Source organism: Nitrosospira sp. Nl5, from assembly GCF_900102495.1.
GTDB lineage: Bacteria > Pseudomonadota > Gammaproteobacteria > Burkholderiales > Nitrosomonadaceae > Nitrosospira.
In genome coordinates, this window is sequence record NZ_FMVQ01000001.1 from 89,567 (window position 1) to 101,614 (window position 12,048).

The window sequence follows — 12,048 nt, forward strand, 5'->3', positions numbered from 1 at the left end:
GGTGTAGCCGGTCAGAACAATCGCTTATCATTCTCGCTCAATTCTTCCGAAAGCCGCTCCTGTCACAGAAACATAACCGGCACGGCGATTCAGCCCCGGCGGCGCGCCGCTTCGTAAAGTGGCATCACGGTTGGCAGCAGCGATTCAATCTGCTGGATACGGGTTGAGTCCGCCGGATGGCTGCTCAGGAATTCGGGCGGCTGCCCGCCACTCTTCGCGTTCATCATCTTTTTCCACAATGTCACCGCGGCACGGGGATCATAGCCCGCACGGGCAGTGAGTTCCAGGCCTATCCGGTCGGCCTCGGCTTCGTCGGTACGGCTGAAATGCGTTGCGATCAGCGCATCGTAAACAACACCGGCAAGCTGGGTCGTATTCGCGCTGAGGCCGAGCGCCGCGGATCCGACACCCATCGCAGCCTGTGCTGCGATCGCTTGCGATACCTGTTCGCGCGAATGCTCGCGCAAGGCATGGGAGATCTCATGCCCCATCACAACCGCAATTTCATTATCGGTCAGTTGCAGCCGGTTGATCAGCCCCGAATAAAACATGATCTTGCCGCCAGGCATGGCGAAGGCATTGAGCTCGTTGCTGTCGATGATATTGACTTCCCACTTCCAGCCCGGCGCATCCCGCCGGAATACGCCGGTCTGTGGTTCAATGCGGTCGGCTATCGCCCGTACGCGCTGCAGCAACTTTTCATCCTTGTTCAGCACGCCTTTTTCCTCCGCCTCTGTCTTAAGCTTGGTATAGCCCAGGGCGGCCGTTTGCTCCAGTTGCTCCGAGGAGATAAGCATGAATTGAGAACGGTCTGCGCCCACCGCCCCGCCCTTGGTGGTGGTCGCGCATCCGCTGAGTGTGATTAACGAAATACCGGTGAATATAACTGTAAGGAGCCGCAAAGTGGACATAATTTCCTCATGGGGGAGATGTTGCCGTTCCAACGATATACCTGTTTATACCTGAGCCAGCCATGCCGCCTCGCGGCACATGTCTGGCTTCGATTGTTCAAGCGTGACAGACTAAATGACTTCCGCTTTTTCCAATACCACATCTTCCAGCGGTACATTCTGGTGTCCGCTTCGATCGCCCGTTCTGACTTTCTTGATCTGGTCTACCACATCCTTGCCTTCCACGACTTTGCCAAACACGCAATAGCCGAAACCCTGGGAAGTGGATGCGCTGTAATTGAGAAAGTTATTGTCGGCGACGTTGATAAAGAATTGTGCCGAGGCGGAGTGCGGGTCTGACGTTCGCGCCATGGAAACGGTATATTTGTCATTTCTGAGGCCGTTGGCGGCCTCGTTCTGAATCGGGGCGCGCGCTTTCTTCTGGTTCATGCCAGGTTCGAATCCGCCTCCCTGGATCATGAAATCGTCAATGACGCGATGAAATATCGTATTGTCGTAATAGCCGCTGTTCACGTAGTCAATAAAATTCTTGGCCGTTACCGGGGCTTTTTCATTGTCGAGTTCGAGCGTAATGTCGCCGAGATTGGTGTGCAGTTTGATCATGTTTTCTCCTTATTTGTTGCGGCTTATTTTACCAATGTACCGGCAGCAGGCGCAGATTCCGTCGGGATGAGTTTGACTTCCTGAATGACTACCGCTACGTTAGGCACGTCGCTTGGGAAAGGCCCGCCCGGATTAGTGGGCGCCCCGGCAATCCTGTTGACAACGTCCATCCCTTTTATGACTTTTCCAAACACGGTATAGCCGTAACCCTGCGTTGTGCGCGCAGTATGATTGAGAGAAGCGTTGTCGGCGACATTGATAAAGAATTGTGCCGAGGCGGAATGTGGGTCCGATGTTCGGGCCATGGCGACGGTGCCGGTCTCATTCCTGAGACCATTGGCCGCCTCGTTCTCAATGGGCTGCCTGGTCGGCTTCTGCTTGAAGGTCTTATCGAACCCCCCACCCTGAATCATGAATCCCTGAATGACGCGATGGAATATGGTGCCCGTGTAGTAGTCATCCTTCACGTAGCTCAAAAAATTTTGCACGGTTTTCGGTGCCTTTTCCGGATAGAGTTCCATTACTATATTACCGAAATTGGTCTTTATTTCAACCTGGGGATTGGCCGCGTGGGTGGGGGCGCTGAAGAGAAGCGCGAGCACAGCGAGAAGCTTCACAATATGCATGGGTATCCTCTAAATAGTAACGAAGGAATAATTAACGCGTCTGGCAGCCACCGGACCGAAAGGGGCTGAAAGAAAACCGGGTGCAAAAGCGGCGGTGCGCTTGCACAGCTTTTTTTTGCTTCGAATCTTCAGCCAGCCTGCTGGCTCACGCGGCGCTTTCATAGATAATTTTCCATGGGCCTTTCTTGTTCTCCTTCATCCAGTACTGACGTTTTTTCATTTTGTTGGAAAGATTGTTGCTGGAATACTCCTGGTCGAAATTGACGACCACCAGATCGTCCCTGCCCGGGTAAAGAAACATGCCAATATTACTGACGCCCACCTTGATCCAACTCTTGGCCGCTTTCACCTGTCGCTTGTGTTTTGTCCATTCGGCAAGGTTGTGGCTGCCAGTGGAGAAATCGCGCCCGTAGTGCCCGATGTAGGCGTCAATGTTCCCGCTTTCCCAATCATGCCGCCAGCGTTCCAGTTGCTGTGTCAGTTTATCGCGCAGAATGGCTGCGTCCCCGGGTTTCACCCATTCCATGTCGTCGCTGATGATGACAGGTGTGATGCCGACTTGCAGTGTCGCCCCCACGGCATCCAAATCCTGGTTGGCCAGTACGACGCAGCCATCGCTGGCGCGGGGTGGCCGGCTATAGGTGTTTGAAGGCGTGCCGTGCAGCCAGATGCCGAAGCCGTTACGCCCATGGCGCTTATCCCATTCATTGGGATAATTGATGGGGAATGCACCGCTGCCGTAAAAATCGGTAAGTTTTTCGCGTGGCAGGTTGGCGGTGATGAAATACACCCCGACAGGGGTTTTCTTGTCACCTTCCTTCAGTTTCTGCGATCCATTCTTGCCGCTGCTAATATAGTAATCGGCGAAATAACGGGCTTCGCCCCCGACATTCCGATACATATAAAGCCGGGACTTCCGAGTATCCGCAATGATTGCATATTTTTGCTCCGGCTGCATTCGCAATAGATACTTGGGCGTCATATTACGCGGGACCGCTTCCTGGTGATGCCGCATTCTTGCCTGCGCTTCCTCGCGCAGATCGGCAATGTGCTGCTGCGCGGCCCCGGCGGTATCTCCCATGTTATTGATAGGACGTGCGCGCGCCAGCAACAGATCACCTTTAATCAGGTGCGCAAGGCGGAAATTGGGATTGGTCTTGAGCAATTGTTCGATTCCGCTTAAAGCGGAATCCATGCGACTGTCCGCAATTTCGTGCAGGGTTTTGACAAGAATTGTTTCCGGTCCGGTCACGGCTAGTTCCGGCAAAATTGAAGCGTCGCTTGCCAGGGCGCCGGGGGGCGCAAGCCAGAAGGCGCCGACCACGGCTGTGGTAATCGTAGCGGTCGTTAATAGGCTCCGCTTTGGAGAGGCCAGATTAAAGAGTGGCTTCATCGTCCCACCTGTTCCTGCTGTATCAGCCATTTTCCCCCTATCTTGACCATTTCCAGGGTTTTGTTAGTTGTACTCTTAATCGCGTCAGAATGATACGACTGCTTGAAACTTACCTTGGCGTGGGTGGCATCAGGAAAGCTGACTTTAGGGCTGGCGATTTCGACATGGATGGATTTTGGTTTGCCGATGCGCTCCCGGCGGCTTTTCTCCCATGCCGAGCGTGACATGCCGCGAGGGGTATCGAAATCACTCGCATAAAATGCCAGATACGCGGTGATATCTTTACCCGACCACGCTTTTGCCCAGGCATTCACGGTTTTTACAACCTCCTCGGAATATTCGTCCTGGATAGTGGATTTTTCAGGCGCCGGTTTTTCAGCAATGGGAGTTTTTTCCGGCACAAGTTTCTCAGGAGCTTCCGGCGAGGTTTTCTCGGAAGCTTTTTCCGGCGCCTTGCCGGCAGTTTTTTCCTTGGCTTGCGCCGATGTATCGCTTGGCGACTGTGCCGATGCTGTTTGAATTCCTTTGGATCTGCCCGTGAATAAATCCTTGATCATCGCAAGCTTGGTTTGGGCAGCCGCGTTACCCTTGTCCAGCTGTAAAGCCTTGCCATATGCCTGGCTGGCCATCTTGGCGTAAATATCCCCCAGATTCTCGTGGGCGGTGGAATAGCTGGGATGTGTGCGTATCGCCGATTCGAGCGCAACCTTGGCCTTGTCATATTGGCCCTGGCTGGCATACAGCACTGCGAGATTATTGTAAGGTTCCGGTAGTTCCGGGTAATCTTCCGATAGCGAAGAAAATACCTTGATGGCCTCGGCGATCTTGTTTTGCTCGGTCAGGATCAGGCCCTTTTGGAAGCGCATCTGGGCATCCTTGGGCTTGGTGGCAAGATAAGTCTCCGCCTGTTCCAGCGCTTTGGCGAGGTTCCCCTGCTTATAGAGTTTGGCAACTTCCTCGTTTTCATCGGCAAATGCGGAAAAACTTGTCAGTAGCAATGCGACGGCAATGGACGCAGTTACGCGGTGAAAATTTAGCGTTTTCATTATGCTATACTGCTCCGGTTTTTTTTATTGAGTATCCTGGCAGTCCGCCGGACTTAAAGGAATCGGCTGCAAAATTGACTGGACGGTGCATATTTCACCGCTTTTTCGGCCAATAGAACAACTATTGGCCTTCAAAATCGTCAAAATCTGTCCTCGCCCAGTCAATTTTTCGCATCGATTCTTCAAGTCCGACAGGCTGCTGGAATATTCAAGATTCTACCAAGAAGCCTGCTCCCTCCACAATCTCGCCAGATGATCAGAATCCATAATTCACTCGCCAGGGAAAAACAGGATTTCGTCCCCCTGGTACCCGGCAAGGTCAAAGTATACGTCTGCGGCATGACCGTTTACGATTATTGCCATCTCGGCCACGCACGGATGATGGTGGTATTCGACATGGTTGTGCGTTGGTTTCGGGCGAGTGGCTTCGATGTGACGTATGTGCGCAATGTTACCGATATTGACGATAAAATCATCAAGCGTGCGACGGAAAATAATGAGCCCATCGAAGCGCTGACCGCTCGTTTTATCCAGGCGATGGAGGAAGATGCCGCCGCGCTCGGCGTGGTGGCGCCCTCACACGAACCGCGAGCGACCCGGCATGTGGAAAAGATGATCGCCATGATCCGCATCCTGGTGAATAAAGACCTGGCCTACGCGGCAGCCAACGGCGATGTGTACTATGCTGTGCACCGCTTTTCTGATTATGGAAAGCTTTCCGGAAAATCACTCGACGATCTGCGTGCAGGGGAACGCGTAACTGTCGATCCGCACAAGAAAGACCCGCTGGACTTCGTATTATGGAAAGCCGCCAAACCCGGTGAGCCGCAATGGGATTCGCCTTGGGGGAAAGGACGTCCCGGCTGGCATATCGAATGTTCCGCGATGAGCGAGCATTATCTGGGTGAGCATTTTGACATCCATGGGGGCGGACAGGACTTGCAGTTTCCCCATCATGAAAACGAGATTGCACAAAGCGAGGGCGCGCATGGACATGTTTTCGTCAATTACTGGATGCACAACGGATTTGTGCGTGTCAATGATGAAAAGATGTCAAAGTCGTTGGGCAACTTTTTTACCGTGCGCGAGATACTCAACCGCTACCAGCCGGAGGTGGTGCGTTTTTTCATTCTGCGCGCGCATTACCGCAGTCCGCTGCACTATTCCGACCAGCATCTGGAAGATGCAAAACGCGCCCTCGACCGCCTTTACACAACACTGAAAGGAAGTACATCAAGCGAACCCTCCGGTGCGATAGACTGGAATAAGGCTCATGCACGGCGTTTCAGGGAAGCGATGGACGATGACTTTAACACCCCCGACGCTATTGCGGTGTTGTTTGACCTCGCCAATGAAGCCAACAAGACAGGGTCGCTTGGGGACAGGGCATTAATGCAAGCGCTGGGTGGCGTGCTGGGCCTGCTGCAGCAGGATTCACAGCGATATTTCCAGGATGCCGCAACTGCGGAGGATGCCGCCTTGACACCCGAACGTATTGAGCAAATGATTCAACAGCGCCTCATTGCCCGCACAAGGAAAAATTATAATGAAGCCGACCGCATCCGCAAGGAGTTGCTGGACGCCAGCATTATCCTGGAAGATGACCCGGAAGGCACGACCTGGCGGCGGGCGTGAATATTGTCGCCCTCTGGATCATGGGCGGACTGTTGGCAACTCGAAACGAAAAACGTTAACCTGATTGTCCGTTTTTTTAATCCTGGTCCATTTCGCCGGTATCGCCGGCATCTCCGGCATTTCGCTTTGCTGAGAGCCGAAAAATCCTCGTATTATTCCCTGTATCCACATAGTCAACAATGCCCTGCTCCACCAGATCCTCCAGGGCACGTTGTATGACTGTCTTGGCGGTCTCATAACGCTGGCGGGAAAGCCACCATTGAATAATCCCGTCCACGGTGTCAGCGGCGCACGGGTGTATATGTAAATACTCGACGATTTCCTGACGGGGGTCTGTACCCGTATACGGTTTGGATCGAGAATCCATTTCTCCGGTGTCTCTCTGATATTCGCTGGAAGAGGTGCTTGAGACTGTGATTGGGATCTGCTTCATTTACTAAAGCAAGACATATGCCAACCACAAAGTTTGATCAATCAATCAATATGCGCGCTTTGCGAGCTTACTTGCGCTAATTGGCCCGCGAGTGGGTATCCACGTGCATTGGGGTCACGTGAATTCCGCCATGCGGGATTATGAATAAGAACGTTTAATCAGCAGCTTGCCTGGATTGAGCGAAAAATAACCCATAGGTGGGTCGGAATTGTCACAGTTCGCGCCCCGTCATGCCGTGCTTTTTCAGGAGCTTGCCGAGGGCGCGTCTTTCCTTGCCGGCCAGGCGAGCTGCCTGGCTGACGTTACCTCGAGTCCGCTCCATTAGCTGGCTGAGATATTGCTGCTCGAACTGCTCCAGCACTGCCGATTTTGCTGCCGAGTATGTCTCATTGCAAAATCCGGTTATACGGCGCTCGAAAGTACGGCGGCGTTCATTGTCACATGGCACCGGGGGAGGCAGGCGCAATGTCGTATCCTCGCAAACCACAGCTTCCCGATAGACCAGTCCCTCCAATTCGCGAATATTACCGGGCCAAGGGTAGCTATCGAACCAGCTACAGCTTTCTTGATCCAGTTCCTTTGCATCACAGTGAAATTGTGCCTTGCACCGATCAAAAAAAACCTTTGCCAACAGTAGTGCATCGTTGTCTCTCTCACGAAGCGGCGGCAGTTTCATGCCAAGGACTCGCAGTCGGTACAGGAGGTCGGAGCGAAAAGCATGAGATTCGACCAGGTTATCCAGGCTGCCGTTTGTCGCGGCGACTACCCGGACATCGACCTTGCGTTCGATGCGGGCCCCAATCGGACGATAGCTGCCGTCCTGAAGGAAGCGCAATAGTGTTACTTGCGCCCGGGGTGTCAGCGCGTCAACTTCGTCGAGAAACAGGGTGCCTCCGGCGGCCGTTTCCACCAATCCAGGTTGGTCGCTTCGGGCATCCGTAAATGCCCCCTTGACATGACCGAAGAGTTCACTCTCGATCAGATTGTCCGGAAATGCGCCGCAATTTATAGGTACGAAAGCCTGGTCACGACGGATACCCTGGTAATGGATGGCACGTGCAACCATCTCTTTTCCCGTTCCAGTTTCTCCTTCGATCAGGACGGGCGCCTGTACTTTTGCAAGTCTGTCGATTAGGCGAAGCATGCGAGAGAATGCTGAAGAACTCCCAAGAAGAGTAAAACGGTCCATTCCCCTCTCCAGCTTGGCCGTTCCACTCGGAGCCGCAGCCCATTCCCGTGGAGCGGTTTTATACATACCGTAGGTATCGTGATGCTCGTGGTTCATGTCAGTCCCCTTGAAAACGGTGTTCAAGAAATTCTGTTGGTTTTATCTCCCGGGAGATTTTATTTATTTTATTTCAAATTGGCTTGTGCTCAGATTGCAAGCAATTTTAATTTTCCAAGCCCCCCGGCAATAAAGAAATGTGAGAATGTGTGAAGCAAAAAGAAAGGTCGGTGCGGTAACCGACAGAGGAAGAAAAACATGGAGATACGGATGTATTTTTGCTTCACAGAGAAGGAGTCCTGCTTTGTCGGAGACAAAGAAGATCTGCGTTGTGATCCCGGATTGTGGCGAGACAGGTTGCCTGAGCCAAAGCTTGCGAAGAATGCTGATATGATCCGCAAATAACGTGTAACGCTGACGAGCAATCCGCCGGACTGGAAGAATCGCAGTCTTTGCGGCCGATCGTTATCCTGGCAGATTTCCGGCTGCCAATAGGAATAGGTGTAGCTATTCGTAGGGAATAACAGCGAAATCTTATGGAATAAGCTCAGTGAACTGTCCGGGCACGGCAACCTGGATCACGCCGCCCCACATGCAATTAAGCGTACAGGTATTATCCAGCGAGGGCTGACCGCCAAGCAGCACCGTCGTTGCGCCGGGTACCCACGGGCTTAGCGTCACTGGCATACATGGCTGCGGTGTGAGTACGCCAAAGGCAGCCGAAGTCGCGGCGGCCACCGCTGGGTTGGCTAGGCTCATGCACATCCCGAACGGTGCGATATTTACCGTGGGCTTGTGGTCCATGATGGTGGCTGCGGGTTGGCTGCTCGTATTGACCCTATTAATGGGCAATACGGTGAACTGGCTGGGCGCGACGCCGAAGCTGCACCGTAATATAGCGCCGTTACAAACATGTTGTGGCATATCGGGTTACATACCTCAATGTGGATAAGCCCCTTGTGATATCGCGAGTCGTTTATTTTTCTTTCGGGTCCGACGCTAGCTCCCGAGCAAGGGAGTACGTTTCCGGGGTATATATATTGAACAACTGCCGGTCGGAGGGGCACCAGTATTCAATAAGCCAGTCCTTGATCACCGGGCTGTAATGCATTTTTCCTGTCGATTGCATGGTGGTGCCGCACTGTGGGCAGGCAACTGACAAACCTAGCAGCCTATCGCTTTTCACCTCTCTGTCGGGTTGTTGCATCACCTACAGCCATTCCATTAACAGGGGATATGTCATTATCCTAATGATAAAATTGTTTCAGCCACTCCGGACCAAATTCATCGACCAATTTTTGAAGATGAAGATAGGCGTCCTTATGCAACACACCGATCTTCTTTGCCAGATCAGGGGTTTTCTCGCCTTTGAGTCCTGCTTCCGCAGCCAGCGCGTCAACCTTGGCATGAAATTCCGGCAGGTTATGTCTTTTATGTACATCCGGGTATTTTTTCTCGATACCTCTGAAGATGTCGTATTCGATATCATGCAAATTCGGCTTCATATCGGGTCCCAGCTCAACACCGTCCGGAAGTTTGATCTTCCCTTTTTCAAACACATCGGTCACGGCCTGGGTACCGATTTGCCATTCATGGGTCAGGCCCGACTCCGGATCGCTCAGAATAATGTGCCAGCGGGGATAACCAAACCCGCCACCCGGCTGTTCGCGTTGCGGGCCGACCACGAATGACACGGGGTATTTTTTTTGTACTTTCAAGGCGGCTGCAACCGTATTGACGTCCTCGTTGGAACGCAGATTGAAACGGCCCCGCACAATGTCATCCATCTGGCCGATTCGGTTGTAGCCATTTCTGCGGCATTTGGCAACAACCCCTTTGACGAACTCCGGAAAACTATCACGTTTTAGAATGGATTTGGCCTCACCCTTGATCAACTGCTGGGCGAGGATGTCGTCCGCAAGCGCCTGCATGCGGGAGCGGCAGCTTTTGGCCATGGTGAATAGCTGGTACTGGGCTTCCTGATTCTTCTCGAACTCGTCCGGGGTCATGTCGAGCACAGGTTTTTTAACTGCGGCCGCGGTTTCGGTGGCCGCCGTTTTCCCGCAGTTGGGATCCACCTTGCCATTCACCACTTTGCACACCCTGGCGTCCGGGTTATATTTCACTCGGTAGAGGTACGCTATATCCTGTCCGGTGCGTTTCCCTGTTTTATCGGATACGTTTACTGTCAGCGGCGTTCTCCAGACGCTGCAAGTGGGCACAAAAGCCCAGTCGCCGGCTCCTTCGCAGGTATAGCTTACCTGGAGTTTTTTTGTTACCGCTTTTTGTTCCGTCACTGTCTTGCCCAAGCTTTTCCCCCATGAGCGTTGGTATCCAACTTTCCCGCCGACTTTCCAGCTGTCCTTCTTCCCGATTTCCCCGCTTATCTCAAACCCAAGGGTGTTGCCGACAGTCTTGGTCTCGGATAATGCCACCCCATCCGTTACAGTGACGGATGTTTCCTTTTGGAGCTGCATCTTGCCCTGTTCCGGACACGAGAATGCCTCGTGATGCTCTGGATTCATATCGATAATATTATTGGCGACATGTTCTTCCGGTCGTGGATTTTCCAGCAGGGGCACGGTATCGAATTGCAGGTATGCTTCGATGACCGGATCGTCGGAGATATAGCCATGGCGGAATCCCTGTACCTTGGCGGAACCCAAACCAGCCTCCGGGTCGAGCTCCGCGCCGGGCTTGATGCGGAAGTTGTGTTCCGGTTTTACCCCCTTGTCGGTGTGCCGCAGTGTATGAGGATTGGCATTCAATCCATCGATTACTTTCGGCAGGAACTGGCTGGCTGTGGCATAGACGTCGGCATAATTGGTATAGGTCAGTCCCCAGTAGGCTTCGGCCGGGATATTGGCTGCCTCCAGGACGTAGGTCCCGTCAGGAATGGTGAGTTCCACGTAGTCGGATCCATCTTCTCCCCGGTGGGTCTTGCGCTGAATAGGCAATGAACGTGATTGGGACTGATTGAGACGAGCGGTACTGATTTTCTCTTTCTCTTCTTCACCGCTTACGACGGACTGGCGCTGTGCTGACTGCCAATGGTTGTTTAAGCGGGCCCCAGTCTTCGCAATGTGCTGTCTCGCTATTTTGGGCGAGGATTTGAAGTCCGGGCAGGAGGAGGAATCAGCCTCCGTATCCTCTCCCTTATTCTTGTCCGGGGCTGCGCCACACGCCGGGCACGCGCGCTGCATGGATAGGTTCGTATTGCCGGTCGCTGCTTGAGGCAATCTATTCGCTGGCAGCGGCATGGCACCGCTTTGTTGCACGACGTGGGTCAATTCGTGTGCTGTGAGTTCCAGATTGTGTGGGCTGCTTTCCGCGCCAAAGAAAATGTCAGAACCGTGGGTAAAGGCCTGGGCACCGATATTTCGGTTCATCTGGATGGCTGCGCTGCCGGTATGAACACGTACATGGCCAAAATCCATCCCAAATCGCGGCTCCATATAGGTGCGCACAGTATCCGGCAACTGGCCGCCGCTTCCTTTGCTGCTATTAAGCTTGGATTCGACTTCATCCCCAGCCTCGAAGCTGTCGCCCCATGATCCTCCGGATTTGGCCTGGATTGGTTCGACTTCTTCTTCCGGGATAGACTGTCGCCGGACGAGCCCATGTTCTCTTTGCCCCAATTTCGCCTGGAGCGGCATTTCCTTGTCCTCTGATTCTTCCGTATTTTCCATTTGTCGCTGTACGAGCGGCGTAATTCCAGCAGCCAGCGGTTTGCTTTGCAGTATCTTATCCTTGTCTTCTTCCGGTTTTTCTTCAGGAGCGAGCGCCGGCTGTATCGAAGTTCCCGAGGCGGGATCCGGCATGCTCATTACCTGCCGGGCAACGCGATCGGCTTCCTGCTCGTATTGATCGTCTGCTGCACCGACGGTCAGCTTTGGCTGAACTCCAATAATCCTGCCTTGTGGCGTGAGGCGACTGGCTTGAATCAACTGCGCCACACGTCTATTGCCCAATGTGCGTTGCAGTTGGAGAATGGGTGATTGGAGCACAGCGCGAAATGACGAAGCGGGAAGAGGACCAGGCGCGAGGCGCCTGACTTGTTGCGTTGACTTTTCCGGTGACCCGGTCAGAAGTTGTGCAGACATAAATGTCATCTCCTGCATGGATTATGTGCTGTTTGTGCCGTTCAATTAAGCATTATCTGTCTTACTGATCCGT

At 53.2% G+C, this 12,048-nt stretch carries 11 protein-coding genes; 1 reads left to right on the forward strand and 10 read right to left on the reverse strand.

All coding sequences use genetic code 11. The features are described from left to right. Window positions 1–89: 89 nt before the first annotated feature. The 5 genes from BLP45_RS00465 to BLP45_RS00485 all read right to left on the reverse strand — a co-directional run bounded on the left by BLP45_RS00465 (window position 90) and on the right by BLP45_RS00485 (window position 4,579). Window positions 90–911 carry a M48 family metallopeptidase gene (locus BLP45_RS00465; RefSeq protein ID WP_090368732.1) on the reverse strand — a complete coding sequence of 274 codons (822 nt, stop codon included), beginning with the start codon at window positions 909–911 and terminating at the stop codon, window positions 90–92. Between the two features lie 111 nt (window positions 912–1,022). Further along, window positions 1,023–1,514: a peptidylprolyl isomerase gene (locus BLP45_RS00470; RefSeq protein ID WP_090368734.1), complete on the reverse strand. Its 492-nt coding sequence runs from the start codon at window positions 1,512–1,514 to the stop codon at window positions 1,023–1,025. Window positions 1,515–1,537: 23 nt separating this feature from the next. Continuing rightward, window positions 1,538–2,140 (reverse strand): peptidylprolyl isomerase, encoded by a 603-nt coding sequence (locus BLP45_RS00475; RefSeq protein ID WP_090368736.1) that lies wholly within the window; start codon window positions 2,138–2,140, stop codon window positions 1,538–1,540. A 145-nt stretch (window positions 2,141–2,285) separates the two neighbouring features. Next, window positions 2,286–3,533, reverse strand: a complete 1,248-nt coding sequence (locus BLP45_RS00480) for a L,D-transpeptidase family protein (protein ID WP_090368738.1) — start codon at window positions 3,531–3,533, stop codon at window positions 2,286–2,288. Beyond that, complete coding sequence (locus BLP45_RS00485) at window positions 3,530–4,579, reverse strand: nuclear transport factor 2 family protein (RefSeq protein WP_090368740.1); 1,050 nt, start codon at window positions 4,577–4,579, stop codon at window positions 3,530–3,532. The genes BLP45_RS00480 and BLP45_RS00485 overlap by 4 nt, the downstream gene beginning before the upstream one ends. 252 nt (window positions 4,580–4,831) lie before the next feature. On the opposite strand from BLP45_RS00485, the gene cysS reads away from it, so the two are divergent. Next, window positions 4,832–6,214, forward strand: coding sequence for a cysteine--tRNA ligase (gene cysS / locus BLP45_RS00490; RefSeq protein ID WP_090368742.1), 1,383 nt, complete (start codon window positions 4,832–4,834; stop codon window positions 6,212–6,214). Between the two features lie 76 nt (window positions 6,215–6,290). Here the strand turns inward: cysS and BLP45_RS00495 are convergent, their stop codons facing one another. The 5 genes from BLP45_RS00495 to BLP45_RS00515 all read right to left on the reverse strand — a co-directional run bounded on the left by BLP45_RS00495 (window position 6,291) and on the right by BLP45_RS00515 (window position 11,975). Continuing rightward, window positions 6,291–6,647 carry a helix-turn-helix domain-containing protein gene (locus BLP45_RS00495; protein WP_143002357.1) on the reverse strand — a complete coding sequence of 119 codons (357 nt, stop codon included), beginning with the start codon at window positions 6,645–6,647 and terminating at the stop codon, window positions 6,291–6,293. Window positions 6,648–6,858: 211 nt separating this feature from the next. After that, window positions 6,859–7,932, reverse strand: coding sequence for a sigma 54-interacting transcriptional regulator (locus BLP45_RS00500; protein ID WP_218117913.1), 1,074 nt, complete (start codon window positions 7,930–7,932; stop codon window positions 6,859–6,861). Between the two features lie 474 nt (window positions 7,933–8,406). Then, window positions 8,407–8,796, reverse strand: a complete 390-nt coding sequence (locus BLP45_RS00505) for a DUF4280 domain-containing protein (protein ID WP_090368748.1) — start codon at window positions 8,794–8,796, stop codon at window positions 8,407–8,409. 52 nt (window positions 8,797–8,848) lie between these two features. Beyond that, on the reverse strand, window positions 8,849–9,082 hold the full coding sequence (locus tag BLP45_RS00510; protein WP_143002358.1) for a hypothetical protein: 234 nt from the start codon (window positions 9,080–9,082) through the stop codon (window positions 8,849–8,851). 37 nt (window positions 9,083–9,119) lie between these two features. Continuing rightward, a complete protein-coding gene (locus BLP45_RS00515) occupies window positions 9,120–11,975 on the reverse strand; it encodes an eCIS core domain-containing protein (protein WP_176754610.1) in 2,856 nt (951 codons plus the stop codon). Window positions 11,976–12,048 lie beyond the last annotated feature (73 nt).